Source organism: Streptomyces venezuelae ATCC 10712, assembly GCF_008639165.1.
Lineage (GTDB): Bacteria > Actinomycetota > Actinomycetes > Streptomycetales > Streptomycetaceae > Streptomyces > Streptomyces venezuelae.
Genome location: NZ_CP029197.1, coordinates 7,496,805 through 7,520,883, shown reverse-complemented (window position 1 = coordinate 7,520,883; position 24,079 = coordinate 7,496,805). Strand labels below are relative to the sequence as shown.

30 protein-coding genes are annotated in these 24,079 nt (G+C 71.7%); 11 read left to right on the top strand and 19 right to left on the bottom strand.

Annotated features, from left to right (window positions below):
- The first annotated feature begins 1 nt into the window (after position 1).
- The 4 genes from DEJ43_RS34380 to DEJ43_RS34365 all read left to right on the top strand — a co-directional run bounded on the left by DEJ43_RS34380 (position 2) and on the right by DEJ43_RS34365 (position 3,906).
- Positions 2 to 1,417: a flotillin family protein gene (locus DEJ43_RS34380; protein WP_015038057.1), complete on the top strand. Its 1,416-nt coding sequence runs from the start codon at positions 2 to 4 to the stop codon at positions 1,415 to 1,417.
- Positions 1,418 to 1,871: 454 nt separating this feature from the next.
- Positions 1,872 to 2,597 carry a dienelactone hydrolase family protein gene (locus tag DEJ43_RS34375; protein ID WP_015038056.1) on the top strand — a complete coding sequence of 242 codons (726 nt, stop codon included), beginning with the start codon at positions 1,872 to 1,874 and terminating at the stop codon, positions 2,595 to 2,597.
- A 255-nt stretch (positions 2,598 to 2,852) separates the two neighbouring features.
- Positions 2,853 to 3,383, top strand: a complete 531-nt coding sequence (locus tag DEJ43_RS34370) for a VanZ family protein (protein WP_158506279.1) — start codon at positions 2,853 to 2,855, stop codon at positions 3,381 to 3,383.
- A 163-nt stretch (positions 3,384 to 3,546) separates the two neighbouring features.
- Positions 3,547 to 3,906 (top strand): hypothetical protein, encoded by a 360-nt coding sequence (locus DEJ43_RS34365; RefSeq protein WP_015038054.1) that lies wholly within the window; start codon positions 3,547 to 3,549, stop codon positions 3,904 to 3,906.
- A gap of 123 nt (positions 3,907 to 4,029) precedes the next feature.
- Here the strand turns inward: DEJ43_RS34365 and DEJ43_RS37690 are convergent, their stop codons facing one another.
- Positions 4,030 to 4,200, bottom strand: coding sequence for a hypothetical protein (locus DEJ43_RS37690; protein ID WP_167537147.1), 171 nt, complete (start codon positions 4,198 to 4,200; stop codon positions 4,030 to 4,032).
- A gap of 77 nt (positions 4,201 to 4,277) precedes the next feature.
- A complete protein-coding gene (locus tag DEJ43_RS34360; RefSeq protein ID WP_015038052.1) occupies positions 4,278 to 5,108 on the bottom strand; it encodes a TIGR02452 family protein in 831 nt (276 codons plus the stop codon).
- Between the two features lie 248 nt (positions 5,109 to 5,356).
- Between DEJ43_RS34360 and egtA the strand changes: the two genes are divergently transcribed.
- The 4 genes from egtA to egtD are packed head-to-tail and all read left to right on the top strand — an operon-like array spanning position 5,357 to position 9,652.
- On the top strand, positions 5,357 to 6,616 hold the full coding sequence (gene egtA, locus DEJ43_RS34355; RefSeq protein WP_015038051.1) for an ergothioneine biosynthesis glutamate--cysteine ligase EgtA: 1,260 nt from the start codon (positions 5,357 to 5,359) through the stop codon (positions 6,614 to 6,616).
- A complete protein-coding gene (gene egtB / locus DEJ43_RS34350; protein ID WP_015038050.1) occupies positions 6,613 to 7,938 on the top strand; it encodes an ergothioneine biosynthesis protein EgtB in 1,326 nt (441 codons plus the stop codon). Before egtA ends, egtB begins: the two co-directional genes overlap by 4 nt.
- Positions 7,938 to 8,690, top strand: a complete 753-nt coding sequence (gene egtC, locus DEJ43_RS34345) for an ergothioneine biosynthesis protein EgtC (protein ID WP_015038049.1) — start codon at positions 7,938 to 7,940, stop codon at positions 8,688 to 8,690. Before egtB ends, egtC begins: the two co-directional genes overlap by 1 nt.
- On the top strand, positions 8,687 to 9,652 hold the full coding sequence (egtD, locus tag DEJ43_RS34340; RefSeq protein ID WP_015038048.1) for an L-histidine N(alpha)-methyltransferase: 966 nt from the start codon (positions 8,687 to 8,689) through the stop codon (positions 9,650 to 9,652). Before egtC ends, egtD begins: the two co-directional genes overlap by 4 nt.
- Here egtD and DEJ43_RS34335 read toward each other — a convergent pair.
- From DEJ43_RS34335 to DEJ43_RS34325, 3 genes are all read right to left on the bottom strand, one after another.
- Positions 9,547 to 10,509 (bottom strand): lysophospholipid acyltransferase family protein, encoded by a 963-nt coding sequence (locus tag DEJ43_RS34335; protein WP_015038047.1) that lies wholly within the window; start codon positions 10,507 to 10,509, stop codon positions 9,547 to 9,549. The genes egtD and DEJ43_RS34335 overlap by 106 nt on opposite strands.
- Complete coding sequence (locus tag DEJ43_RS34330; protein WP_015038046.1) at positions 10,506 to 11,381, bottom strand: GNAT family N-acetyltransferase; 876 nt, start codon at positions 11,379 to 11,381, stop codon at positions 10,506 to 10,508. Before DEJ43_RS34330 ends, DEJ43_RS34335 begins: the two co-directional genes overlap by 4 nt.
- A 138-nt stretch (positions 11,382 to 11,519) precedes the next feature.
- Positions 11,520 to 12,770: an extracellular solute-binding protein gene (locus DEJ43_RS34325; protein ID WP_015038045.1), complete on the bottom strand. Its 1,251-nt coding sequence runs from the start codon at positions 12,768 to 12,770 to the stop codon at positions 11,520 to 11,522.
- A gap of 292 nt (positions 12,771 to 13,062) precedes the next feature.
- Between DEJ43_RS34325 and DEJ43_RS34320 the strand changes: the two genes are divergently transcribed.
- Positions 13,063 to 14,103, top strand: coding sequence for a vWA domain-containing protein (locus DEJ43_RS34320; RefSeq protein WP_015038044.1), 1,041 nt, complete (start codon positions 13,063 to 13,065; stop codon positions 14,101 to 14,103).
- A 76-nt stretch (positions 14,104 to 14,179) separates the two neighbouring features.
- Here the strand turns inward: DEJ43_RS34320 and DEJ43_RS34315 are convergent, their stop codons facing one another.
- The 11 genes from DEJ43_RS34315 to DEJ43_RS34265 all read right to left on the bottom strand — a co-directional run bounded on the left by DEJ43_RS34315 (position 14,180) and on the right by DEJ43_RS34265 (position 20,552).
- The gene (locus DEJ43_RS34315; RefSeq protein WP_015038043.1) at positions 14,180 to 14,398 is read right to left on the bottom strand and encodes a dodecin; all 219 of its coding nucleotides are present in this window, start codon (positions 14,396 to 14,398) and stop codon (positions 14,180 to 14,182) included.
- Between the two features lie 187 nt (positions 14,399 to 14,585).
- Positions 14,586 to 15,077, bottom strand: coding sequence for a phosphatase domain-containing protein (locus tag DEJ43_RS34310; RefSeq protein ID WP_015038042.1), 492 nt, complete (start codon positions 15,075 to 15,077; stop codon positions 14,586 to 14,588).
- Between the two features lie 81 nt (positions 15,078 to 15,158).
- Complete coding sequence (locus tag DEJ43_RS34305) at positions 15,159 to 16,370, bottom strand: glycosyltransferase (RefSeq protein WP_041664506.1); 1,212 nt, start codon at positions 16,368 to 16,370, stop codon at positions 15,159 to 15,161.
- A gap of 113 nt (positions 16,371 to 16,483) precedes the next feature.
- The gene (locus tag DEJ43_RS34300) at positions 16,484 to 16,936 is read right to left on the bottom strand and encodes a gas vesicle protein K (RefSeq protein ID WP_015038040.1); all 453 of its coding nucleotides are present in this window, start codon (positions 16,934 to 16,936) and stop codon (positions 16,484 to 16,486) included.
- Positions 16,933 to 17,214 (bottom strand): gas vesicle protein, encoded by a 282-nt coding sequence (locus DEJ43_RS34295; protein ID WP_015038039.1) that lies wholly within the window; start codon positions 17,212 to 17,214, stop codon positions 16,933 to 16,935. Before DEJ43_RS34295 ends, DEJ43_RS34300 begins: the two co-directional genes overlap by 4 nt.
- Positions 17,211 to 18,086, bottom strand: coding sequence for a GvpL/GvpF family gas vesicle protein (locus DEJ43_RS34290; RefSeq protein WP_071892307.1), 876 nt, complete (start codon positions 18,084 to 18,086; stop codon positions 17,211 to 17,213). Before DEJ43_RS34290 ends, DEJ43_RS34295 begins: the two co-directional genes overlap by 4 nt.
- The gene (locus DEJ43_RS38450) at positions 18,083 to 18,544 is read right to left on the bottom strand and encodes a gas vesicle protein (RefSeq protein WP_078508819.1); all 462 of its coding nucleotides are present in this window, start codon (positions 18,542 to 18,544) and stop codon (positions 18,083 to 18,085) included. The genes DEJ43_RS34290 and DEJ43_RS38450 overlap by 4 nt, the downstream gene beginning before the upstream one ends.
- A gap of 138 nt (positions 18,545 to 18,682) precedes the next feature.
- On the bottom strand, positions 18,683 to 18,931 hold the full coding sequence (locus tag DEJ43_RS34280; protein WP_015038035.1) for a gas vesicle protein GvpG: 249 nt from the start codon (positions 18,929 to 18,931) through the stop codon (positions 18,683 to 18,685).
- A gap of 24 nt (positions 18,932 to 18,955) precedes the next feature.
- Positions 18,956 to 19,672, bottom strand: coding sequence for a GvpL/GvpF family gas vesicle protein (locus DEJ43_RS34275; RefSeq protein ID WP_015038034.1), 717 nt, complete (start codon positions 19,670 to 19,672; stop codon positions 18,956 to 18,958).
- Between the two features lie 3 nt (positions 19,673 to 19,675).
- On the bottom strand, positions 19,676 to 20,161 hold the full coding sequence (gene gvpJ, locus DEJ43_RS34270) for a gas vesicle protein GvpJ (protein ID WP_015038033.1): 486 nt from the start codon (positions 20,159 to 20,161) through the stop codon (positions 19,676 to 19,678).
- Positions 20,162 to 20,189: 28 nt separating this feature from the next.
- The gene (locus DEJ43_RS34265) at positions 20,190 to 20,552 is read right to left on the bottom strand and encodes a gas vesicle protein GvpO (protein WP_015038032.1); all 363 of its coding nucleotides are present in this window, start codon (positions 20,550 to 20,552) and stop codon (positions 20,190 to 20,192) included.
- Between the two features lie 205 nt (positions 20,553 to 20,757).
- On the opposite strand from DEJ43_RS34265, the gene DEJ43_RS34260 reads away from it, so the two are divergent.
- Complete coding sequence (locus DEJ43_RS34260; protein WP_015038031.1) at positions 20,758 to 21,735, top strand: histone H1-like repetitive region-containing protein; 978 nt, start codon at positions 20,758 to 20,760, stop codon at positions 21,733 to 21,735.
- Between the two features lie 3 nt (positions 21,736 to 21,738).
- Positions 21,739 to 22,818 (top strand): SRPBCC family protein, encoded by a 1,080-nt coding sequence (locus tag DEJ43_RS34255; protein WP_015038030.1) that lies wholly within the window; start codon positions 21,739 to 21,741, stop codon positions 22,816 to 22,818.
- Between the two features lie 154 nt (positions 22,819 to 22,972).
- Here DEJ43_RS34255 and DEJ43_RS34250 read toward each other — a convergent pair whose 3' ends face one another.
- The 3 genes from DEJ43_RS34250 to DEJ43_RS34245 all read right to left on the bottom strand — a co-directional run bounded on the left by DEJ43_RS34250 (position 22,973) and on the right by DEJ43_RS34245 (position 23,948).
- Entirely contained in the window at positions 22,973 to 23,146 is a 174-nt protein-coding gene (locus tag DEJ43_RS34250; protein ID WP_015038029.1) for a CsbD family protein, read from the bottom strand.
- A gap of 100 nt (positions 23,147 to 23,246) precedes the next feature.
- Entirely contained in the window at positions 23,247 to 23,420 is a 174-nt protein-coding gene (locus DEJ43_RS37685; protein ID WP_015038028.1) for a hypothetical protein, read from the bottom strand.
- A 57-nt stretch (positions 23,421 to 23,477) separates the two neighbouring features.
- A complete protein-coding gene (locus DEJ43_RS34245; RefSeq protein ID WP_233448020.1) occupies positions 23,478 to 23,948 on the bottom strand; it encodes an SMI1/KNR4 family protein in 471 nt (156 codons plus the stop codon).
- Positions 23,949 to 24,079 lie beyond the last annotated feature (131 nt).

Genomic DNA, 24,079 nt, shown 5'->3' with positions numbered 1-24,079 from the left:
CATGGGCATCGGCATTCTCGCGGGCGCCGTCGTCGGCGCCTTCGCCGTTCTCGTCATCGTCTTCAAGATGATGTGGCGCGTCGCGGAACCCAACGAAGCGCTGATCATCTCCGGTTCCAACCACAAGAACGAGGGCCTCGGTGCGGGCATGGGCTTCCGCATCGTCACCGGCCGCGGCACACTCGTCCTGCCGGGCGTGCAGGCGGTCCGCAAGCTCTCGCTCGACCTCAACGAGACCCAGCTGTCCGTCGAGTGCGTCACCCACCAGGGCATTCCGCTCAAGGTCCGCGGTGTGGTGATCTTCAAGGTCGGCGACGACTTCGTGTCGATCGCCAACGCCGCACGCCGCTTCCTCGATCAGCAGAAGCTGATGTCGGAACGGGTGCACATCGTCTTCGCCGGTCATCTCCGCGCCATCGTCGGCGGGTTGACCGTGGAGGACATGATCCGTGACCGGGAGAAGCTGACCGGGCAGGCCCGTTCGGCCTGTGGCACGGAGATGGAGAAGCTCGGCCTGATCGTCGACTCGCTGCAGATCCACGAGATCGAGGACCCGACCGGCTACATCAAGAACCTCGCCGCCCCGCACGCGGCCGCCGTCCAGCGGGACGCGCGGATCGCCCAGGCCGAGGCCAACCGGCGGGCCACCGAGGCCGAACAGCAGGCCGCGGCGCGGATGTCCGAGGCCACCCGCGACAGCGAGATCCTCCAGGCGGGCTACCAGGCCGAACGGGACCAGGCCTCGGCCCGGGCCCGGCAGGCCGGTCCGCTGGCCGAGGCGGCCTCCCGCCAGGAGGTCGTCGTCCAGGAGACCCGCGTCGCCGAACTGGAGGGCCACCGCAAGGAGCAGCAGCTCCAGGCGGAGGTCCGCAAGCCGGCCGACGCGGCGGCCTACGAGACCAGGACGCTCGCCGCGGCCGAGCGTGACGCCCGCATCTCGGCGGCCGAGGCCGAGGCGAAGGAGACCGAACTGGCGAGCGCGGCCATGGCGACGGCGACCCGGCTCACCGGCGAGGCGGAGGCCGCGGCGCAGCACGCCAAGGGGCTCGCGGTCGCCGAGGCGACCCGGGCGAAGGGACTGGCGGAGGCCGAGGCGATCAAGGCCAGGGCGGCGGCGCTCGCGGAGAACCAGGAGGCCGTGGTCGCACAGCAACTCGCCGAGAAGTGGCCGGAGATCGTCTCCGCCGGGGCCTCGGCCTTCGGCAACGTGGACCAGATGGTGCTGCTCAACGGCGCCGACGGAATGGCCGACGTCTTCGCCAAGGCCCTGACCATGGGCGGCACGGGCCTCGGCCTGGCCCGCCAGCTGCTCACCACGATGAGCCCGGCGGCCCAGGAGCGCCTGGGCACCGGGGTACCGCCGGCGCCCCGGGCACAGGCGGAGAGCATCGAGATCACGGTCGGCGAGGGGGAGTGACGGCGCCGACCTGAGCAGGGGGACGCGAACCGGGGCCCGGCGCCGCATGTGGCGGCGGGCTTGGGGGCGTGCGGGGGCGGGGGGCGGGCATCTGCTCGTACGGGGGCGGCGGGGCCAGGTATTGGCTGGTACGGCGGCGGGGGCGCCCGGCATCGGCCAGTAGGACGGCGGGGGCCAGGCTCCTGGGGCGCCGGACCCCGGCTCGTATGGGGGCGGAGAGGCCGACTCGGGACGCCCGGCATCGGCCCGTACGGGGGCGGCTCGGGGCGCCCCGCTTTGGCTCGTACTCCGGCGGAGGCGCGCCCGGCATCAGCTCGTACCCGGGGAGGGGCCCGGCCCCAGCCGGTACTCCGGCCGGGGCCGGGCCCCAGCTCGCATCCCCCTCCAGTTCCGTCGTTCCGCCGACGGTGAAGCTCGGCACGGGCGGGCGTGGGGCTCACTACAGTCGGGTGGCATGACGACGATCACCACACGCACGGTCGAGTACCCGGCCGACGGTCTGACGATGATCGGGCACCTCGCGCTCCCCGCCGGTGCAGGTCCACGGCCCGCCGTCCTGCTCGGGCCCGAGGGCCTTGGACTGAACGACTTCCAGCGGAGCCTGGCCGACGGCCTCGCCGAACTCGGTTACGTGGCCCTGGCGTTCGACATCCACGGCGGACGCTACTTCACCGACCCGCAGGAGATGCTCGCGCGGGCACTCCCGCTGCTCGCGGACCCGGACCGGATGCGGGAGATCGGCCAGGCGGCACTCGACGTGCTGCGGGCCGAGCCGCGCACCGACCCCGACCGGATCGCCGCCGTCGGATACGGCACCGGCGGCGCGATCGCCCTGGAACTCGGGCGCGCGGGCGTCGACCTGCGGGCGATCGGCACGATCAACGCCCTCACCACCGGCCGGCCCGGGGAGGCCGCGCGCATCCGCTGCCCGGTGTGGGCGGGCGTCGGCTCGGAGGACCTGATCATGGCGGCCGCGCAGCGGGAGGCCTTCGCCGCCGAGATGCAGGCGGCGGGCGTGGACTGGCGGTTGGTGGTCTACGGCGGGGCGCTGCACGCCTTCCACCACCCGCCGGTAGACCACGACACGGTCCCGGGCGTGGGTCACCACCCGCTGCACGCGCGGCGGGCGTGGCGGGACATCGTCGATTTGCTCGCGGAGTGCCTGCCGGTGACGGCATGAACGCCGTTGTGCGCTCGACTGAGGGGCCGCTTGGCGGTCCAAGCAGACTGGTAGGCGCCGGCGTTCTGGGCGCCGCCCGGGATGCCGCCGGATGATGTCCGAAGCGACGCCGGTCGGCCGCCCCCGGCCTGCCCGGCGAACGCGGCGTTGACACGTCGTGCAGGCAGGACCCCCGACCCTCCAGGCTCGACTCTCCATGCACTGGCGGAATTCATGTGGAAACTTCTCCACCACATCAACCCTTACTCTGTGAGCTTGGTCCTCCTCTTCCTGTTTGCCGGTTGCTTCGCTGTTTTCCCGACTCAGCGTCGCGGACGAGACACTTCCGGAGGCTCCCGTATAGCGTTTTCAGCCCTCCTGATTCTGACCCTGGCGGCAACGCTGACGCCTCAACAACCCATCGGATCAAGCGACTACAAAGTCTGGCTGATGCCCGGACAGGGACTGCTTTTCGACTATTCGGCCATGGGGTGGCTGGAGAGGTCGATGTATGTGCGGCAGCAGATCGCCAACCTGCTCATGTTCGTTCCACTCGCGATGACCTTCCGCTTCGCCTGGCCCAGATTCGGAACGTGGGGCCCGGTCATCATGGGCCTGCTGCTCAGCCTGTCGATTGAGGTGGTGCAATGGGGAATGGCCGCAGGACGGGTCGTGGATATCGACGACGTGATCGTCAACACGGTCGGGGCCTGCCTGGGCGCGCTCCTGTGCCTCGCCGGAGAGCGACTGGCTCAGGCCAGAAAGGCTCAGCGTCCGGTGGGGACGGCGTCCCACCGGCGCCGGTGACCTCAGTCCCAGAAGAGTGGAGGATCACCTCATGCCGCCGGGGTACTCGGCCATGCTTTGCGGAGCTGCCCCCGCTGCGGAAACCGCGTAGCTGCTGAGTTCGCGGTGCCGGTATCGTCCGGTCTCTCGGCCCGCCGTATCAGCGGCCTATGTTCAGAGAGCGATGCGCATGACCAGCCAGCAAACGACGACTACCCTGTGGCGCCCCACCGGCCCCAAGGAGCTGGATCTGGTTCGGGAGTTGAACTATCGCGCGTGGCCGCCCCGGCTGCCTGAGCAGCCGATTTTCTATCCGGTCCTGAACGAGGACTACGCGATCAGGATCGCCCGGGACTGGAACGTGAAGCACGACGGCGCAGGCTTCGTCACTCGTTTTGAAGTCGAGTCGGAGTTCCTGAGCCGCTATCCCGTCCAGCAGGCCGGCGGGCAGACGATCCTCGAGCTCTGGGTTCCGGCCGAGGAGCTGGACGACTTCAACGCCCACATCGTCGGCGAGATCCAGGTGGTACACGAGTTCCGCTGAGAGGCCGGCAATTGAGAGGCCGGCAATGGTTCGGCGAGGCCATTCAGGACGTGCCTGGAATGTGCCTCGCCTGCGGCGTCCATCGCGGGACGGACTGCTCGGATGCCGTCCCGTCGCCCTCGGTCAGTTGTGGCCGAACTTTCGTTCCTTGCGGTGCGAGGCGTGTTCCACCAGGGGCATCGAGCTTTCCCTCTTCGGGGTCGCCGTGCTCTGTTCCTTGGTGGCCGCCTCGGTGCGGTGTTCATGGCCGCCGGTACGGGCTCCCCGGTTCGTGCGGGTCTGTTTCTTGCCCACGATCGTGCCTCCCGTGACGGGTGTCGGACGGTGGTCCGTATCCCCTCAGCGTGGCACGGCGGTGGGAGGCGCGCACGTCAGGCGGTCGCCGCGACGACCCGGGTGAAGGCGGCCAGGGTCGGGGTGCCCGGGGCGCGGTCCAGGACGGCGAAGACGATCTCCTCGAAGTGGGCGGCGAAGCGGCCGTCGCCGGTCAGCAGCGCGGTGAACGTTCCGGCGACCTGTTCCGGGTCGTTCTGGAAGACGCCGCAGCCCCAGGCGCCGAGCACGAGCCGGCGGTAGCCCGCCGCGGCGGCGGTTTCCAGGACCCGCTCGGCGCGGGAGGCGAGGGCGGCCGGCAGCTGGTCGGCGCGTTCGGGGGTGCGGCGGCGGATGACGCCCGCGTTGGGCGCGGGTGAGGTGAGAAAGCCGACGGTGAAGGGCTGGGCGAGGAGGGTGCCGCGGTCGTCGCGGAAGACCGGGACGCGGGGCGAGTGGATGACCCGGTCGGTGTAGAAGGCGTCCTTCTCCTCGCGGTGGTGGGTGTAGTAGGCGGGGGCGCGGAGCAGGGTGGCGTGGAGGGCGGAGGAGCGGCAGAGCGCCTCTTCCTGGGCCTGGGCGCCGTTGAGGTAGCCGCCGCCGGGGTTGCGGGCGGAGGCGAAGTTCAGGACGGCGACGGGGCGGGCCGGGTCGGCGGCGGTCATCCTGCGGGCGGCGGCGAGGCTGCTCTCGCCGGTGACGTCGAGGGTGGTCGTACGGTCGGTGTCGGAGGTGACGGCGACGGGCCCGGGGCCGTGGAGGCGGGTTCCGGCGAGGGCGGCGGCCAGGTCCTCGGTGAGGGAGACGGTCCGGCCGTCCGGGGCGAGGTAGTGGCCCTCGGCAACGATCTCCTCGGTCTGTCGCGCGATCGCGCGCAGTCGTGCGCTCATGGCCCCAGGGTGATCGTTTCGCCCGTTCGGGACAACGGGTTTTCCCGGGAACGGGGACGTCGGCCGCGCGTTCCGGGGATGCCCCGTACACGGGCGGATTCAAGCCCGGCGGGGGCACGGGAGGCGCGTCCGGTCGCTCGGGGGCGCTCTTGCACGCCGCACGGCAGTGGCTTTAGGTGGAAAGCAGCAACTCCACGGGACGGGTCCGGACGGCGGGCCCGGATACCGGTTGACCAGGAGGTGTACGGATGTCGTCGAGCGGCATACCGCGTGGCGGCCCCCCTCTCGCGGAGGCGGAGGCGGAGGAACTGCTGCGATGTATCTGCTTCAAGACGGGCCCGCCCCGCACCGTCGGGGTGGAGCTGGAGTGGCTCGTCCACGAGCTGCGTGACCCCCGGCTCCCCGTTCGGCCGCCGAGGCTCGCGGCGGCCCTGGACACCGTGCGGTCCCTGCCGCTGGTGTCGGCCCTGACCTTCGAACCCGGTGGGCAGCTGGAGCTCAGCTCGCGCCCGGCCGGATCGCTCATGGAATGTCTCGACTCGGTCGCCGCCGATCTCGGCGCGGTGCGGTCGGCGCTCGGCCCGCTCGGCCTCACCCTCAGCGGATACGGGGTGGACCCCTGGCACGCACCGCGCGGCCGGGTGCTCCACGAGCCGCGGTACGACGCGATGGAGGCGGCGCTGGACCGGACGGGTCCGGCCGGGCGGGCGATGATGTGCGACTCGGCTTCGGTGCAGATCTGCCTGGACGCGGGTCACGAGGAGCCGGGCCCGCTGGGCTACCACCGGCGCTGGCAGCTGGCTCATCTCCTCGGCGCCGTGCTCGTCGCCGCCTTCGCCAACTCCCCGCTGCACGGCGGCCGTCGCACCGGTTGGCGCTCGACGCGGCAGGCGCTGTGGACGAACCTCGACCCGCTGCGGGCGCTGGCCCCGTCGCCGGACGGGGAGCCGCGCGCGGAGTACGCGGCGCACGTCCTGGACAGCCCGGTGATGTGCGTACGGGCGGACGAGGGGCCGTGGGACGTGCCGGAGGGGCTGACCTTCCGGGAGTGGCTGCGCACCGGTCTGCCCCGGCCGGCCGACGCCGACGACCTGCGCTACCACATGACGACGCTGTTCCCGCCGGTACGGCCGCGGGGCCATCTGGAGCTGCGGATGGTCGACGCGCAGTCCGGCACGGACGGCTGGATGGTGCCGGTGGCCGTGACGACGGCGGTGTTCGACGATCCGGAGGCGGCGGAGACCGTGTACCGGGCCGTGAAGCCGCTGGCGGAGCGGGCCGGCCCGGGTCCGGCGCCGCGCAATCCGCTCTGGGTGGCGGCGGCCCGTGACGGCCTCTCCGATCCCGAGCTGCACGCCGCGGCCCTCGCGGTGTTCTCCGCCGCCCGTGAGGCACTGCCCCGGATGGGGGCGAGCGGGGAGGTGCGGCGGGCGGTCGCCGCCTTCCACGAGCGGTACGTGATCCCCGGGAGCTGCCCGGCCGACGACCTCCTGGTGGTGACGTCATGACGGAGACACGCACGGATGCCGGTCCCGAGGCCCTGCGCCGCCGGGCCGTGGCGGCCCTGACCGCCGCCCGGGAGCGCACGGCGCTGCTCACCAGCTGCGTCGAGGACGGGGAACTCACCGCCCAGCACTCCCCGTTGATGTCGCCGCTGGTCTGGGACCTGGCGCACATCGGCAACCAGGAGGAGCTGTGGCTGTGGCGGGCGGTGGCGGGCCGGGAGGCCCTGCGGCCCGAGATCGACTCGCTCTACGACGCCTTCGAGCACCCCCGGGCGACCCGGCCGTCGCTGCCGCTGCTCGCGCCGGGCGAGGCCCGGACCTACGCGGCCGACGTACGGCTCCGGGTCCTCGACGTCCTCGAACGCGCCGAGTTCGACGGGCGGCCGCTGCTGCGCGACGCGTTCGCCTTCGGCCTGGTCGCGCAGCACGAACAGCAGCACGACGAGACGATGCTGATCACCCATCAGCTACGGAAGGGGCCGGCCGTCCTGACCGCACCGCCGCCCCCGGCGGGTCCCCGCGACCCGCTGCCCGCCGAAGTCCTCGTCCCGGGCGGGCCGTTCACCATGGGGACGTCCGACGAGCCGTGGGCCCTGGACAACGAACGCCCGGCGCACATCCGGGACGTGCCCGCCTTCCACATCGACACCGTCCCCGTCACCAACGGCGCCTATCTGGCCTTCATCGCCGACGGCGGCTACGAGGAGCGCCGCTGGTGGCGGCCGGAGGGCTGGGCGCAGATCAGGGAGCACGGCATCGCCGCCCCGCTGTTCTGGCGCCGGGACGGCGCCCAGTGGCTGCGCCGCCGGTTCGGTGTGACGGAGCCGGTGCCCGAGGACGAGCCGGTCCTGCACGTGAGCTGGTACGAGGCGGACGCCTACGCCCGCTGGGCGGGCCGGCGGCTGCCGACGGAGGCCGAGTGGGAGAAGGCCGCCCGGCACGACCCGGCCTCCGGGCGCTCGCGCCGCTATCCGTGGGGCGACGCCGATCCGCGACCCGAGCACGCCAACCTCGGCCAGCGGCACCTGCGTCCGGCGCCGGCGGGCAGCTATCCGGAGGGCGCCTCGCCGCTCGGCGTTCGGCAGTTGATCGGTGACGTGTGGGAGTGGACGGCGAGCGACTTCCTGCCGTACCCGGGCTTCACGGTCTTCCCGTACAAGGAGTACTCGGAGGTGTTCTTCGGGCCCGACCACAAGGTGCTGCGCGGTGGTTCCTTCGGGGTGGACCCGGTGGCCTGCCGGGGCACCTTCCGCAACTGGGACCTGCCGGTGCGCCGCCAGATCTTCGCCGGCTTCCGTACCGCCCGCAGCGCGGAGCTCGACTGATGTGCCGTCATGTCGCCTTCGTGGGCGAGCCGGTGGCGCTCGGTGAGCTGATCCTGCGGCCGGAGCACGGCCTGTTGCGCCAGTCCTGGGCGCCCCGTACGCAGAACAGTGGCGTGGTGAACGCCGACGGCTTCGGGGTGGGCTGGTACGCCGAGGGTGATCCGGTGCCCGCACGGTACCGGCGCACCGGCCCCATCTGGAGCGACCTCTCCTTCACGGACCTCGCGCGGGTGGTGCGCTCCGGGGCACTGCTCGCCGCGGTCCGCGGGGCGACGGTGCCGGGCGCCGACGGGGAGGCCGCGGCGGCGCCGTTCGCCGCCGGTCCCTGGCTCTTCAGCCACAACGGCGCCGTCACGGGCTGGCCCGGCTCCCTGGAGGCGCTCGCCGGGACGCTGTCGGCGGGCGAACTCCTCCGGGTCGAGGCCCGCACCGACTCGGCGCTGCTCTGGGCCCTCGCCCTGCACCGGCTGCGGTCCGGCGACGCGCCGGGGCCGGCGCTGGCGGACACGGTGCGGGAGGTCGCCGAGGCGGCCCCCGGATCCGGACTCAACCTGCTGCTCACCGACGGCTCGCTGATCGCCGCGACCGCCTGGGGGAACAGCCTCTGGTACCTGCGGGGCCCCGACCGGGTGGTCGTGGCCTCGGAACCGTACGACGCCGATCCGCGCTGGCAGGAGGTCCCCGAGCGCACGCTCGTGACCGCCACCCGCGCCGACGTCACCCTCACCCCGCTCAAGGAGCCGTCCGCGTGAGCCCGTTCCAGCTGACCCGTACCCTCGCCCCCGACGCCGCCGGCGCCGATCTGCGCGCCGACGTCCTCCACGGCTTCAACCGCTCCCCCAAGGAGCTGCCGCCGAAGTGGTTCTACGACGCCCGGGGCAGTGAACTCTTCGAGGAGATCACCCGGCTGCCGGAGTACTACCCGACGCGGGCCGAGCGGGAGATCCTCAAGGAGCGGGCGGCCGAGATCGCCGCCGCGACCGGTGCAAGGACCCTGGTGGAGCTCGGTTCCGGCTCCTCGGAGAAGACCCGGTTCCTGATCGACGCGCTGCTCCCCGGCCTGGACAGTTACGTGCCCGTCGACGTGAGCGAGTCCGCGCTGACGGGGGCGGCCGAGTCGCTGCTCGCCGCGCGTCCCGAGCTGCGGGTGCACGCGCTGGTCGCCGACTTCACCCGGGGGCTCGCGCTGCCGGGGACGCCGGGACCGCGTCTGGTGGCCTTCCTTGGCGGCACCATCGGCAATCTGCTGCCCGGTGAGCGGCGGACCTTCCTCCGTTCCGTACGGGCGATGCTCACGCCCGGCGACGCCCTGCTGCTCGGCACCGACCTGGTGAAGGACGAGGCGACGCTCGTGGCCGCGTACGACGACGCCGCCGGGGTGACGGCCGCCTTCAACAAGAACGTGCTGGCGGTGATCGACCGGGAGCTGGGCGCCGACTTCGATCCGGACGCCTTCGAGCACGTGGCGGTGTGGGACCGCGAGCGGGAGTGGATCGAGATGCGGCTGCGGGCCCGCCGCGCGCTCACCGTGAAGATCCCGGAGCTGGATCTCGTGGTGCCGTTCGCGGCGGGCGAGGAGATGCGGACGGAGGTGTCCGCGAAGTTCCGTCAGGCGGGCGTCCGGGCCGAACTCGCGGAGGAGGGCCTCGACCTGGAGCGGTGGTGGACCGACAGCGAGGGCAGGTTCGCGCTGTCGCTCGCGACGGCGCGCTGAGCGGCGGCCGCGAGGGCCCGGCGGTCCGCGTACCGGCCGCCGGGCAGGGGCTCCCGGAGGCGGACCACGGCGGTGAGCCGGCGGGTGGTGACGACCCGCCACAGTGAGGAGCCGAGGGGGTCGTCCGCGACGTAGGCGGCGGCGTCCGTGGGCCGGTAGTCGATCCGTACCGGCTGCACGGCTGCGCCGCCGTCCAGCGCGGCCTGGAACGCGGCAGGCCGGAACCGGCCGCGCTCCCGGCCGCACCAGGTCGAGCCCTCGGGGAAGACGATCACGCGGCCGCCGCCCGCGAGGACCTCCGCCATGGTCCGTACGGTGCCGGGCAGGGCCATGATCCCGTCCCGGTCGATGAACAGGGTGCCGCCGAGCGCGGCGAGCGTGCCGAGGACGGGCCAGTGGCGCACGTCCGACTTGGCGACCATCCGGCCGGGCAGGACGGCTGCGATCAGCGGTATGTCCAGCCAGGAGACGTGGTTGGCGACGACGAGCAGCGGGCCGGCGGCCGGGGCGGCCGTTCCCTCGTACCGGACGTGGACGCCGAAGGCCCTGACCACGGCCCGCGTCCAGTGGCGGACGAGGGCGAGCCGGGTGGCGGCGGGGAGCAGGCCGGCGGCGGGGGCGAGGAGGATGCCGAGGAGGAGGGTGCCGAGGCCGGCGGTCAGCCGGACGACGGCCCGGAAGACCCCGACGTGATCGGGCCGGTCCCGCTCCGCCCCACGGCGGTGGAGGGACCCGGGGTGGGCGGGCCGGTCCCGCTCAGCCTCATGGGGGTGGAGGAACCCGGGGTGGGCGGCGCAGTGGCCCGGGGTGCAGGGCGCCGTGGGGAGCCACGGCGAGAGGGCCGTGGTCCCGTTCACCGTGCCGGGGCGAGCGAGAGGAAGTGGTTGAGGTAGCGCGGGTTGGTGCGGCGCAGCGAGAGCAGGACGTAGAGGTCGGCGACGCCGAAGTCGGGGTCGTGCGCGGGGGCGCCGCAGACCCAGGCGCCGAGCCGGAGGTAGCCGCGCAGTAGCGGCGGGAGCTCGGTGCGGCCCTCGGGGCGCGTGATGCCCTCGGGGTTCCAGAGCTTGTGCGGGGTGACCCAGTACTCCTCGGGGGCGAGGTGCTTGGCCTTGACGGTGTCCCAGGTGGCGGCGGCGAGGGTGCCCCCGTCGGCGAGCGGCAGGGAGCAGCAGCCGGCCAGCCAGTTGTGGCCGGTGGTCGTCATGTAGCGGGCGAGCCCGGCCCAGATGAGGGCGATGACGGCGCCGTTGCGGTGGGCGGGGTGGACGCAGGAGCGGCCGACCTCCACCAGGTCGTGCCGGATCGGGGCGAGCCTGGTGAGGTCGAACTCGCTCTCCGAGTAGAGGCGGCCCGCGACGGCGGCCCGGTCGGGCGGCAGGATGCGGTAGGTGCCGACGACCTCGCCGGTGGTCTCCTCCCGTACGAGGAGGTGGTCGCAGTACGCGTCGAAGGCGTCGCTGTCGAGGCCGGGCTCCGGTCCGTCGAGCCGGGCGCCGAGCTCGCCGGCGAACACCTGGTGGCGCAGCCGCTGGGCGGCGCGGACGTCCTCCTGGTCGCGGGCGAGACCGACGAGGTAGCGGGGCGTGGGCTCCTCGGCAGCGGCCGGGGACGCGGAGGGCGCGACGGGGGCCTGCGACGCGGGCGGCCCGGCGAGCGGCCGGGGCTGTGCGGGGACGGCGAGCGTGGGGGTCGGTGCGGGGACGGCGAGCGTGGGGGTCGGTGCGGCCATGTCGGGCTCCTCCGGCGTACGGAAGGGGAAGGGACGGCGCCGGACCGTGTGAGCGGTGGCCCGGCCCCTTACTTCTTCCGTTGCCGGCTGGATTCGACATGACCGTTCGGGGGCTCGCGGGTGTGGAAGCGCTGAATGCTATTCGGCGAGGGTCTCCGTGATGGCGGTCGAGGCCTGCCGGGCGGCCTTCGCCGGGTCCTCGCCCTGGAGGACGGCCGTCATGTAGGGCTTGATGGGGTTGTCGGCCTCGACGTCGGCCCACTGGGGGGAGTTGGGGGTGGCCCGGCCGCGCGCGGCGCCCCTGGCCATGACGGCGGTGGCCTCCTGACCGGCGACGACGGAGGCGAGGCCCCGCTTGTTGGGCACGTAGCCCATGGCGCGGGCGAGTTCGGTCTGCCACTTCTCGCCGGCCAGCGCCTTCACGACGTCGAGTGCGGCGCCGCGCTCGGGCGCGTTCTCCGGGATGATCAGGTCGGAGCCGCCGGTGAAGACGGCGCAGGGCTGGTCGGCCTTGGCGCCGGGTATCGGGAAGTAGCCGAGCTTGTCCTTGAGGGCGGGGTTGGCCTTGAGGATCGCGGAGACGGCGCTGGGCACGGCGATGAGCTGGGCGACGTCGCCCTTGGCGAAGACGTCGGCCTGCGGCGGGTTCTGCTCGTCGGCGTCCTTGGGGCCGGAGCCGAGGGACTGCAGCTGCTTGTAGTAGGCCATGCCACGCCGGGCCGCCGGGCTGTCGAGGGCGCCGGTCCACTCGCCGCCCTTGTCGGTGGCGAGTTCGCCGCCCTCGTCCCAGATGAAGCCGGCAAGGGTGTACCAGTCCTGTCCGGCGAGGTAGATGCCCTGGTTGCCCTTCCGGTTGAGCTTCTCGGTGTCGGCGAGCCATTCCGCGCGGGTGGCCGGCGGCTTGTCGATGCCGGCGTCGGCGAAGAGGTCCTTGTTGTAGATGACGATGCGGTTCGCCGCGTACCAGGGGATGCCGTACTGCGAGCCGCCGATGCTGCCGGGTTCGGCGAGACCGGGCAGCCAGTCCTCGCTGCCGAGGTCGCGGACCGACTCGAGGGTCAGGTCGTAGAGCTTCTCGGTGTCGGCGTACTGGGCGACCTGGGTGTTGCCGACCTCGATGACGTCGGGGCCGCCGGAGCCCTGGATGGCCTCGGTGACCTTCTTCCCGATGCCGGTCCACTCCTGGACGGTGACCTTGAGTTCGACACCGTCGTGCTCGTCCTCGTACGCCTCGGTGAAGCGGTTGAGGAAGTCCTCGCTGACGCTGTCCCGCATCAGCCAGATGTTGACGGTCTTCGTTCCGCCGCCCCCGCCCGGCAGCATCCCGCAGCCGGCGAGGGCGAGCGCGGTGGCGGCTGCCAGGGGGCAGGCCAGATGGCGGTTCTTCACGTAGGTCACCTTCTGCGGTTCAGCACAGGGTCGTGCGGCATGGGGGGCTGACCCGACATGGGGGGACCGAACGGGGTGTTCGCGCGGGTATGTGGCCTGGATTCTGGTCTGGACCAACGGGATGGTCAAGTCCTTGACCATCCCGCGCCGCACCCCGAATGCGCGCTCCGTACCGTTACCGCCGGTAGTTACTCGCGAGTTACGCCGGGACCGACAAACGTTCGATTGTCAGTGCCGGGTGAGACGGTAGGTGCATCGGGTCGGAAGGCCCGGGAACCCACGGGGAGTTGCCATGTCCGGAACCCAGAACTACATCAACCACGTCGCTCTCGTGCTGGACGCCAGCTCGTCCATGTCGCACCTGAGCAGCAAGGTCGTCGACGTCGCCGACCGGCAGATCGCGTACCTCGCCCGCCGGTCGAGGGAGCTGGACCAGGAGACCCGCGTCACGGTGTACGTCTTCGCCGACAAGGTGGAGTGCGTCATCTACGACAAGGACGTGCTGCGGATGCCGTCGCTGAAGCAGCTGTACCGGGTCGGCGGCATGACGGCGCTGCTCGCGGCCGCGCTGAAGTCGCAGCGGGAGCTCGCGCAGACCGCCCAGCTGTACGGCGACCACAGCTTCCTGACGTTCGTGCTCACCGACGGCCAGGAGAACGCGAGCCACCGCTGCCCCGACGCCCCCACCAAGGACCCGCGGGCCCTCGTCGAGGCCGTGGCGCGGATGATCGAGACCCAGCAGGACAACTGGACGCTCGCCGTCCTCGTGCCCGACCAGATGGGCAAGCGCGAGGCCATGCAGAGCGGCTTCCCCAAGGACAACATCGCCATCTGGGACGCCACCAGCACCCAGGGCCTGGAGGAGGCCGGGCAGGTCATCCAGGAGGCCACCGAGAAGTTCATGGTGGGCCGCACCAAGGGCATCCGGGGATCGCGAGCGGTGTTCTCCACCGGCGCGGACGCGGTGAACGCGGACACCGTCAAGGCGGCCGGCCTCGCCCCGGTGGACCCGGCGGAGTACCAGCTGATCCCGGTGGCGCGCGACGCGGCGATCCGGGACTGGGTCGTCGAGTCCGGGCACACGTACCGCACGGGCGGCGCGTACTACCAGCTGAGCAAGCCGGAGAAGATCCAGGCCCGGAAGCAGATCGCGGTCCTGGAGAAGAAGACGGACCGGGTCTACACGGGGCCCGAGGCGCGGACCCTGCTCGGCCTGCCGGACGTGGAGGCGCGCGTCAGGCCCAACCACAACGACGAGTTCACGATCTTCGTGCAGAGCACGAGCGTGAACCGGAAGCTCGTGACGAACACCCGGCTGCTGCTCATGCTCTGACCCGACCCGCCGCACCCCCACCCCGACGCAGGGGTGGGGGTAAGGGCCTGTCCGGCGGACGCGGGACGGGACGGTCCTAGGTGCCCGGCTCCTCGAGACGGAAGCCGACCTTCATGCCCACCTGGAAGTGGGCGACCTGCCCCTCCTCGACGTGACCGCGGATCTCCGTGACCTCGAACCAGTCGACCGAGCGGAGCGTTTCGCAGGCGCGGGTGATGCCGTTGCGGATGGCGGTGTCGACGCCCTCCGAGGACGACCCGACGATCTCCGTGACGCGGTAAACATGGTCTCCCATGGCGGCGGCCTCTCTTCGCGTTCCGATTCCTTCCACCCTGCACGGAAGCGAAGACCACCGCGAGTCGAGGCCGCCGCGGGGGCGGGTCGTGGGCCTCAGCGGGGGCGGGGGTACGCCTCCAGCCGGATCACGGCCGACGCGGCGGCCCGGACCGTCCGCGAGGCCCCGCGCGGGTCCTGGCGGCCCCTCACGTCCGGCCCTCCTTCTCCTGGGCGTCCCTCAGTTCCTCCGACGGGGTCGCCCATCGGGCGCGTACGACGGGGAAACCGGCCGCCTCCGCCGCGCCGCAGACCAGCAGGTCGTCGTCGACGAGCATCCGCACCGGCCGGTCGGCACCGAGCCGGCGCAGGATCTCCACCTTGGTCACCCGGGCCGGCCGGAAGTCCCGGTTCCGTCGCATGTGGACCGGCCCCTCGGGCAGCCCCTGCGCGGCCAGCCAGTCCAGGGTGTCCCGGCGGCAGCGCTCAGGACGCCCGGTCAGGTACACGATGTCGCACTCCCCCGCCGCCTCCAGACACAGCGCGATCCCCTCGTCGAGCGGCGGATCGTCGGGAGCCGCCGCGAAGAACGCGTCCCAGTCCTTGGGGCGCCGCTCCAGGAAGTGCTGCCGGTGGGCGGTCGCGGCAAGCGTGTTGTCCAGGTCGAAGACGGCCAGGGGCCGGTGGTTGTCGGCTGTCACGGGCCCAGCCTAGGTGTGCCGACCAGGGACGACGGGGGCGGATTCGCCGCAGGTCTCGACCTCGAACCCACGGCGACGTGCTCAGGGTGCCAGGCGGGCGAGCGCGGCGAGTACCGGCGCGACCCCGTCCTCCGCGGCCAGCCGGTCCGCCAGGGCCCGGGCACGCGTGCGGTGGCGGCCGTCCGCCGTGGCGCCGACCAGCGCCTCGGACAGCGCCCCGGAGGTGAGCCGGCGCAGCGGCACGGCGCCGGGAGCGGTGCCCAGCGCGGTCAGCCGGGACGCCCAGAACGCCGCGTCGAACTGGACGGGCACGGGGACGCTGGGCACCCCGGCGCGCAGGACGGCGCCGGTGGTGCCGGCTCCCGCGTGGTGGACGACGGCGGCCGTCCGGGGGAACAGCAGGGAATGCGGTACTTCGTCGACGGTGAGGATGTCGTCGCTGCGGGCGTCGAGTCCCGCCCAGCCCCGCTGGACGATCCCGCGCACGTTCGCCGTGCGCAGGGCGGTGACGATCTCGCGGCTCACCCGCTCGGGATCGGGAACGGTGGCGCTGCCCAGACCGACGAAGACCGGCGGGGGCCCGGCGGCGAGGAAGTCCTCCAATTCCTGGGACAACCGCCCGGTCTCGTGCGGCCACCAGTAGCCGGCCACCTCCAGCTCCGGGGACCAGTCCCGGGGCCGGGGGACGACGAGCCGGCTGTAGCCGTGCAGCACCGGTCGGGCCCGGCGGCCCCGCCTCGGGCCGGTCGTCACGAGCCCGTACCGCCGCCGAAGCGACCGTACGGCGTCGGCGAACAGCAGCTCCACGGTCGTCATGACGGCCCGTCCGCTCAGCCGGTTTCCCACCGCGCCCAGGGACCGGGTCCCCAGGACGGGGGCGGGGAACTCCCCGGTCGGGTGCAGCGGTTGGAGGTGCAGGCCCATGGCCGGCACCGACAGGCCGTCGGCGATGGCGTACCCGAGGGGCCCCAGGGCCCCGCCGACCAGCAGGACGTCGCCCTCCCGCGCCACCTCCACCAGGGCCGCTGTCATCTCGTCGGCCGCGCTCCGGGCCATGGACGCGAGCCGTACGAGCTTCCCCGCGCCGGTCCTCGCGTCGTGCAGCCGCCGGCCACGCGGCGAGTGCAGCTCGGCACGCGGGTCCACCGGCAGCGCGCGGAACCGCACCCCGGACCCCGTCACCAGCGGCTCGAACACCCCGTGCGCGGCCAACGTCACCTCATGCCCCGCCCGTACGAGGCCGGCACTCAGCCCCGTGTACGGCGCGACGTCACCCCGCGAACCCGCCGTCATCATCACGATGCGCACACCGCCAGTCTGCCCCACCGGAGCGCGCCGCCCCAGCATTGGGGGTGAGGAAGTGATCCGCAGGCGCGGCGTGGGCTGACGGGGCGTCCGTCCCGTCCTCACCCCGGTCCCCGGTCGGCCGGAGGCAGCAGGGGCCCGAGGGGGCCGAGGTCGAGGTTGAGGTCCTGGAGTGTGTAGCCGTGCTCGGCGCAGAGGTCGGACAGCGCGTCGTGCAGTGCCATCAGGGTGGCGCCCAGTTCCTCCTCCTGGTCGTCGGTGAGGTCGCCCGCGTCGACGCGCCGCAGCGCCTGCCTCTCGATGAGCTGGCGCAGGAGTTCCACGACGGTGAGGACGAGCTTGAGGAGGTCCTCCTCGACCGAGTCACGGTCCGTACGGAGCCGGTGCGCGGGCCGGTGGGGTTCGCCGGCGGGGTCGGGAGGGGCCTTCACGAGGCGGAAGGCGTCGCCCAGGGCCGTACCGACACCTTCCAGGGCGGGGGACGGCGTGCGGGGAGGCGGGGACGTGCGTGGGTCGTCGCCCCGCTCTCCGGGTGCCGGCCCCGGGCCGTTCACGCGAGCCCCTGGGCGGTCGGTCCGAGTGGGTCGGCCCGCCCGTGGGCGGACGGCCCGAGGGGGCCCGTGTGCCGCTGGGCGGACGGTCCGAGCGGGTCCGCCTCGGAGCCGACGGAGACGATCAGCGCGCGGAGGGAGATACGGACGAGGTCGATGTCGGCGATCGAGAGCACGATGTCGCCCGAGAGGACCACGCCGCCGCTCAGCAACCTGTCGAGGAGGTCGACGAGGGCGACCTGGCGGCCCGGCAGTTGTTCCGTGGACCGGTCGACGCTCATGGTGCGGGACCGTCCCGTGCGGCGTCCTCCTGCGGAGGGTCGGACGGCGGAGGGTCGGACGGCGGAGGGGGCATGGCGAAGGAGTAGGGGGCCCACGGGCCGGTCACCACCACGCGTACGCCGTCGATGTCCACCGCCACCGCGGCGAGCGCGGTACGGAAGCTCTGGGCCCGGTCGTCCGGAACCAGGTAGGCGTCGTTGAGGACGTTCTCCTCGGGCCCCGCGAGTGCTCCGCGCTGGGCGGGGTGGCGAACGCGGTGGGTGGTGTACCGAGCGGCGAGCGCCTCGATGTTCTCGGCAGCGGCCTGGGCGTTCCGGTAATGGGTCTCCTGAACCGTGTGCTGGGCCCTGCGGCGCCGCAGGTACGCCTTGCCCGGGCCGAGCGTCGTGGTGTTCGCGGGGCCGGCTGCGGCTCCGTCCTGCGGGGGGCCGGCGGAGCTGACGTACACCTTGACGCCCCACTCGCTCCGGCCGTGGAGCAGGGCAAGTCGCTCGGCGAAGACGCCGCGCCGGGCGGCGAGTGCCTCGCGGGCGCGGTCGTCGTCCTGGTACAGGGTGGCCAGCCGCAGCGGGAGCACGGTGTCGTGGCGGGCGATCGTCTGCACCACCTCGTGGTGGGCGCGGGCGACGGCCTCCAGCCATTCCAGGTCCTCGAAGCGGGCCTTGAGCGTCCGCTCGTCGTACTCCCGCGCCGTGACCCGGCTGATGACGAACGCCGGGTCCGGTCCAGTCGGGGTCGTCGCCGGTGTGCCCTCCCCGAGGAGGGACACCGGCGCCCCGGACACCCCGTGCACACCCGAGAGAACCGTCCGCAGTTCCGGGGAGTCCGCCACCACGGCGTATACGTAGGTGAGGTTCTCGCCGCCGGTCATGTGCCGGGCCTTCGTCGTGCCGCCTTCCGGCGCGAGGTCGACGACGGGTCACCTTGCTGCTCCCCCGGCTCCTCGTACCCGCCGCCCGCCTCCTCGTAGTCGTCCGGCTCAACCGCCTCCGTCTCAACGGCCTGTTCCGTCCCGGGAATCCGGGGCTCGTTCGCGATCGGCGCGGCGCGGCGCAGGGCATCCAGCTCCGCGCGGAGCCGGCGGTTCTCCTCCGCCAGCGGGCCTCCGCTGTGCTTGGAGGAGAGCGAGGGGTCGTGCTCCCACCAGTCGATCCCCATCTCCTTCGCCTTGTCCACGGAGGCGACCAGGATCCGCAGTTTGATCGTCAGCAGCTCGATGTCGAGCAGGTTGATGCGGATGTCTCCCGCGATGACGATGCCCTTGTCCAGGACGCGTTCGAGGATGTCCGCGAGGTTCGCGGACGAACCGGAGCCGTACGGCGCCGGCATCGCCCTGGAGGGTGCCGTCCCGAATCGGTCGGGCAGGGGGTCAGACACGGCGACGTCCTCGCTTCCCGGTCATGGTGTGCGCGGCTTCCCGGTCATGGTGTGCGCGGCTTCCCGGTCATGGTGTGCGCGGCTTCCCGGTCATGGTGTGCGCGCCCGGAAGGCGTTGATCTCCGCGAGCCGGTCGAGCAGCTCGTCCTCGCGGTGCTCGAAGGTCTCCTCGTCGATCTCCCCCCTCACCAGTCGGCCCTCCAGCTCTCGGAGTTCGCGCCAGACGGGAGCCGGGTCGTAGTACTGCTCCTCGGCCTCGTCCAGCACCCTCTGGGCGACCCAGGTCACGCCGCGCACCGGCGCGACGGGCAGGGTGAGCAGGAACGTCACAAGTCCCATGGTCTCCCTCCTTCCGGGCAGTTCTCACTGCACGAAGCTGTAGGGCGGCAGCGGCCCGCTCAGCCTGAACTCGATCCCGTCTCCGATCTCCCGGGCGAGATTGCCTTCCGCCGTACGGAACTCTTCCCGCCGGTCGTCGGCGACCAGGAGGGAGAGGTTCAGCAGGTCGGTCCCGGACGCCTGCCGGACGGTGTAGTCCCGAGCGAACGGCACGAGCGCGTCGACCAGCCCGGACGACAGGGCCTGCTGCCGTTCCTGCACCTGCGCGGCGATCAACTGGCCCAGGGCGAGCGGGAGCTGGGGATCCTCGTCCCCGGAACGGATCCGCTCGTTGAGCTCACGCGCCTCGGGCGAGTCCCGCAGGATCTGCCGCAGGAGCTCCTCCTCGTCCTGCACCGCTCTCACGTGGTACTCGGCACAGCCTCGGAGCCGTTCCAGGGTGGCGAGATAGCCGTCGGCGTCCTTCCGCAGCGCCTGTTCGACCGCCGACTCGTCGGTAGCGGTGTAGCCGAACTGCAAGGGTAGGACCGGGCCGCCGCTCATGAGGCGCTCCTGCACGTCCTGGTGGATCAGGACGTCGCGGCGCTTGGGCCGGATCTCCTCGGAGATGTCGCTCACCACCGCGCACAGCGGCCCGGCGGCGACGACGCGCACCGGACTCGGCTCCGAGCCGACACCGGACAGACCGTCGAGGTCGAGGGGGTGCTTCTCCCCGGTGATCGCGTAGACGTAGAGGGCCATCGGTCACTCCTTCTCCCGTCGCGCCGAGCGCCGGGCGGCGGGCCGTCGACGTCGGGGAACGGGTGCCTCCGCCTCCTCCTCTTCCGGCTCTTCCTGCTCTTCCTCCGGCTCCTCGTCATCACCGCGACGCTTCCCCGACAGGGACTCGGTCACGGCCTCGACGGCCCCGGACAGGGCGCCCTTGGACTTGCCGTGGGCCCCGTCCTCCAGCATGCCGCCGACCACCTCGGGCAGCTGCGCCGGAGCCTTGCGGCCCGCTTCGAGGTCGAGCCTGTTGCACGCCTCCGCGAAGCGGAGGTAGGTGTCCACACTGGCGACCACGATCCGCGCGTCGATCTTCAGGATCTCGATCCCGACGAGAGACACACGGACGAAGACGTCGATCACCAGACCTCGGTCCAGAATCAGCTCCAGGACGTCGTAGAGACTGCCCGTGGAGCCACCGCCGCTCCTGCCGACGGCGCTGCCGCTCTGCGGCACCATGGTCATGGCGCCTCCTTCCGCGGCCGAACGCGACTCAGAACGGCCGATCGATCATTCCTCGGGTGTAGCGGCGGGTTCGTTCGAACGAGATGAGCGCGCCCTCTCCGTCCAGAGCGACCTTGTAGCTGGCCAGCACGCTCGTCGTATCGGGAATCCGCTCCAGTTCCACCACTTCCACCTGCGCCTCCCACCCGTCGTCGGTGGGCTTGAGCGAAGAGACGGATTCGGGACGTCTGCCGAGCAGTCCCGTCAGCTGCTCGGCGGCCGACCTCATGGCCGAGCCCGCGTCCACGCCCTTCGAACGGCCGGACGCCGACTTCCGCCGGGCGGCAGAGCGTGTCTCACCGCCGGAACGCGAGGTACCGCGTCGAGGCCGATCGGGATCCGCTGTGGCCATGGGGCACTCCCGCGAGACGTCCAGCGACAAAAGGCTAGAATTTCATGGTATAGGGACATATGCCATGTCCGGGAGAGCGGGCTCGTCTCCCACCGCCCCAGCGCGGCGTCCTCACGCGCTTTCCCCCCGACGCGTGGCCCGACCCCGGGCACACCGCACACGAGCGGCGGAACGGCCGCGGTCGCCCGGTGAAGGGACAGGAGTCATGGAGGACACGACAAAAGTCGCCCTGGCAGCCGCCGTGGCAGGCGGCTACCTTCTGGGCCGAACGAAGAAGGCTCGCCTCGCGTTCACCGTGGCGACCTATCTCGCCGGCCGCCGCTTCGGCCTGGAGCCGGGGCAGCTCGTGACACAGGGGCTCAGCAAACTCAAGGACGTACCCCAGATCGCCGAGATGGGCGATCAGTTGAAGGGCGAGGCGCTGGACGCCGGCCGGCAGGCGTTGACCGCCGCGGCCAATCGCAAGCTCGCGGACCTGGCCGACTCCCTCCACGAGCGGACTCTGGCCATCAGCAGCGGCAGTGACCAGGGCGAGGACGAGGACGAGGACGACGAGGCGAACGGACGGTACGACGAGGACGAGGAATGGGAGGAGGAGGAAGAGGCGCCCGAGGGCGAGTACGACGAGGACCTGGGTGAGGACGAGGAAGAGGCCGAGGGCGAGGGCGCAGAGGACACGGAAGAGGACGCGTGGGAAGAGGAGGAAGAGCCCGAAGAGGAGACCGAAGAGCCTGAAGAGGCGGAAGCGGAGGCGGAGGCGGAATCCGAGCCGAGGAAGCCACGGACCCGCCGTTCCACCGGTGGGCAGTCCCGCTCGCGGTCGGGCGGAGGCACGACGTCCCGTTCCCGGTCGCCCGCCAAGAAGACCGCTCCCGCGAAGAAGGCTTCGTCGAGAACGGCCACGAAGGCCACCCCCTCGAAGCGGTCGACGTCGACCGGAAGCGCGGCGAAGAAGACCACTCCCGCGAAGAAGACCACGGCGGCCAAGAAGTCCTCCGCCGCGCCGGCGAAGAAGACGACGGCCAAGAAAGCCCCGGCCAAGAAGACACCGGCCAAGAAGACGGCGGCGAAGAAGGCACCGGCCAAGAAGGCCACGGCCCGCAAGCCGCCCGCGAAGAAGGCGGCGGCGCGCAAGCCCGCGGCCAAGAAGACAGCAGCGCGCAAGCCGAGCACGCGGAGGTAGGTCATGGCATCCGACGACCGAGACCGCGACCAGGACCGCTCACAGAACTCCGAATCCGGAATGGACCGGCTGCTCGGCGAACTGGGCGAATTCCTCAGCGCGCAGACCGGAAAACTGGCCGAGAAGGCCACGGACAAACTCGAGGACGTCACCGATCAGCTGTACGACGTGGCGGAGAACGGCGGCAAGCTCACCGACATCGGCGGGCGGCTCCTGAAGGGCGACTCCCCGGCGAAGGCGGTCGTGGGTCAGACGCTCGGGGGACTCAAGGACAAGGTCACCGACGCCGCGTCGAACCTGTTCGGCGGAGGCGGAGGAAAGCGCAAGAGCGGCTCCCAGAAGATGACCAGCATCATCGAGACGATCGACGTGGGTGCTCCGCTGCGAACGGTCTACAACCACTGGACGCAGTACGAGGATTTCAGCGGGTTCGCCAAGGGTGTCCGCAACGTCTCACAGGGCGACGAGACGACGAGCGACTGGAAGGTGAAGGTCGGCCCGTCGACGCGCAGCTGGAAGGCGACGGTCCAGGAACAGGTCCCGGACGACCGCATCATCTGGACCTCCGAAGGCGCGAAGGGTTCCGTCCGGGGATGCGTCAGCTTCCACGACCTGGGCCCGACACTCACCCGCATCCTGCTCACCGTCGAGTACTACCCCTCCGGCCTTTTCGAGAAGACCGGCAACATCTGGCGGGCTCAGGGCCGCCGTCTCCGGCTGGACCTGAAGCACTTCCGCCGACACGTCACGCTCACCGACGACGAACCGGAAGGCTGGCGTGGCGAGATCCGCGACGGCGAGGTGGTCCGTTCGCACGAGGAGGCGCTGGAGGAGGAAGAGGAGTTCGACGAGAACGAGGACGAAGACGTAGACGAGGACGGCGAAGCCGCGGGAGAGGAGGAAGTGCCGGAGGAGGACGAGGAGGAGTACGACGAGGGCGAGCCCGAAGAGGAGTACGACGAAGAAGGGGAGGAGGACGAAGAGGGGGAGGAAGACGACGAGGCACAAGAGGACGAAGACGCCGAAGACGACGAAGAAGACGCATACGAGACGGCAGGCCGAGGCCGGCGCCGACGCAGGTAAGCCGACGCAGGTAACCCGGTCGGGCGGCCCGGCACACGCGCGAAGGCCAGCGGGAGAAACAGCCGCGGTGAGGCAGTTCTGTTTCCCCCGCCGGCCTTCGAGTCGTACGCCGGAAATCCGGCGATCGCGGGATCGCGGGTCGCGGTCGATGGGGTCAGTGCTTGAACGTGTCCTTGATCTTCTCCCCCGCCTGCTTCGCGGCCCCTTCGGCCTGCTCGGCACGGCCCTTCAGTTCCAGGCTCTCGTTGCCGACGGCCTTGCCCGTCGTCTCCTTGACCTTGCCCTTGGCCGTCTTCGCCACGTTCTTGGCCTTCTTGCCTCCGGCCATGACTTTCACCCTTCCGACATGTCTGAGCGAGTCGTCTTCTGCCCATGCCCACGTTGTCGACATGCATGCACGGCGGACGACGACCTGACGTCGCGAAAAATCAGTGCTTGAAGAAGTCCTTGCCCTTTTCCTTACGCTCCCGCGCCTTACCGCGCAGCCCCAGAGCCGCACCCTTGGCTTCCGTGCTCTTCTTGCCCTGCACGCGGGCCGTCTTCTGCATGGCCTTGCCGACGATCTGCTCGGCCTTGGCCTTGGCTTTCTCCTTGGCGCTCACCTCGGACCTCCTCCCACTCTCATAGGTACCGCCTACCCCCGGCACCGCAGAGAAATCTCACGACCAGACAAGTCGGCCGTCGGTGCACCGACAGACCGGGAAGCGTCCCTCGGCGATCCTCGTCAGCATCTCCGCCACGGAATCGAAATACTGGGCCATCGACTCGTACTCGCCCGTAACCGTGGGCTCACCCACGAACCACCTACCGACGCGCCCGTCCCGCACATCGATGAACTTTCCCGTCCAGCCGTCCTGGTCCGAGAGGAACGGGATCCACTCGTTGCGCCAGAACGGGTGGTCCGGCTGGTCCGGTGGGTCGAATCCGCAGGACGTGGAGCGGTTCGCGTAGAGGCCCTCCATGGCCCGGATGCCCAGAAAGAAGCTCCCCTCGTCGGGGAACCCGTCGAAGCCGCAGCACGCCACTTCGTCGTCGACGTCTTCCTCCGGCAGATCCAGATTGTTCTGCAACAGCCACGTCCGCAGATCCCCAAGGGAGATCCCCATCCGCTCTTCGGCCGCCGCGAGCACGGGGCGGCTCCGGGCAGGCGACCGGCCCGCACAACACCACTGGTGCGGGCCGGTCTCCACCCTGCCCGGGCCCGCGGTCGGGGGAGGCCGCGGGGCCCTGAAGGAGCGGCCATGTCATCCGCTCCCGGTCC

Excerpts from the sequence above, each read along its gene's own strand:
- DEJ43_RS34380 (WP_015038057.1), top strand. The coding sequence starts at position 2 with ATGGGCATCGGCATTCTCGCGGGCGCCGTCGTCGGCGCCTTCGCCGTT.
- DEJ43_RS34375 (WP_015038056.1), top strand. The coding sequence starts at position 1,872 with ATGACGACGATCACCACACGCACGGTCGAGTACCCGGCCGACGGTCTG.
- DEJ43_RS34365 (WP_015038054.1), top strand. The coding sequence starts at position 3,547 with ATGCGCATGACCAGCCAGCAAACGACGACTACCCTGTGGCGCCCCACC.
- DEJ43_RS34360 (WP_015038052.1), bottom strand. The coding sequence starts at position 5,108 with ATGAGCGCACGACTGCGCGCGATCGCGCGACAGACCGAGGAGATCGTT.
- egtA (WP_015038051.1), top strand. The coding sequence starts at position 5,357 with ATGTCGTCGAGCGGCATACCGCGTGGCGGCCCCCCTCTCGCGGAGGCG.
- egtB (WP_015038050.1), top strand. The coding sequence starts at position 6,613 with ATGACGGAGACACGCACGGATGCCGGTCCCGAGGCCCTGCGCCGCCGG.
- egtC (WP_015038049.1), top strand. The coding sequence starts at position 7,938 with ATGTGCCGTCATGTCGCCTTCGTGGGCGAGCCGGTGGCGCTCGGTGAG.
- DEJ43_RS34330 (WP_015038046.1), bottom strand. The coding sequence starts at position 11,381 with ATGGCCGCACCGACCCCCACGCTCGCCGTCCCCGCACCGACCCCCACG.
- DEJ43_RS34320 (WP_015038044.1), top strand. The coding sequence starts at position 13,063 with ATGTCCGGAACCCAGAACTACATCAACCACGTCGCTCTCGTGCTGGAC.
- DEJ43_RS34315 (WP_015038043.1), bottom strand. The coding sequence starts at position 14,398 with ATGGGAGACCATGTTTACCGCGTCACGGAGATCGTCGGGTCGTCCTCG.
- DEJ43_RS34305 (WP_041664506.1), bottom strand. The coding sequence starts at position 16,370 with ATGACGGCGGGTTCGCGGGGTGACGTCGCGCCGTACACGGGGCTGAGT.
- DEJ43_RS34295 (WP_015038039.1), bottom strand. The coding sequence starts at position 17,214 with ATGAGCGTCGACCGGTCCACGGAACAACTGCCGGGCCGCCAGGTCGCC.
- DEJ43_RS34290 (WP_071892307.1), bottom strand. The coding sequence starts at position 18,086 with ATGACCGGCGGCGAGAACCTCACCTACGTATACGCCGTGGTGGCGGAC.
- DEJ43_RS38450 (WP_078508819.1), bottom strand. The coding sequence starts at position 18,544 with ATGCCGGCGCCGTACGGCTCCGGTTCGTCCGCGAACCTCGCGGACATC.
- DEJ43_RS34280 (WP_015038035.1), bottom strand. The coding sequence starts at position 18,931 with ATGGGACTTGTGACGTTCCTGCTCACCCTGCCCGTCGCGCCGGTGCGC.
- DEJ43_RS34275 (WP_015038034.1), bottom strand. The coding sequence starts at position 19,672 with ATGGCCCTCTACGTCTACGCGATCACCGGGGAGAAGCACCCCCTCGAC.
- gvpJ (WP_015038033.1), bottom strand. The coding sequence starts at position 20,161 with ATGACCATGGTGCCGCAGAGCGGCAGCGCCGTCGGCAGGAGCGGCGGT.
- DEJ43_RS34265 (WP_015038032.1), bottom strand. The coding sequence starts at position 20,552 with ATGGCCACAGCGGATCCCGATCGGCCTCGACGCGGTACCTCGCGTTCC.
- DEJ43_RS34260 (WP_015038031.1), top strand. The coding sequence starts at position 20,758 with ATGGAGGACACGACAAAAGTCGCCCTGGCAGCCGCCGTGGCAGGCGGC.
- DEJ43_RS34255 (WP_015038030.1), top strand. The coding sequence starts at position 21,739 with ATGGCATCCGACGACCGAGACCGCGACCAGGACCGCTCACAGAACTCC.
- DEJ43_RS34250 (WP_015038029.1), bottom strand. The coding sequence starts at position 23,146 with ATGGCCGGAGGCAAGAAGGCCAAGAACGTGGCGAAGACGGCCAAGGGC.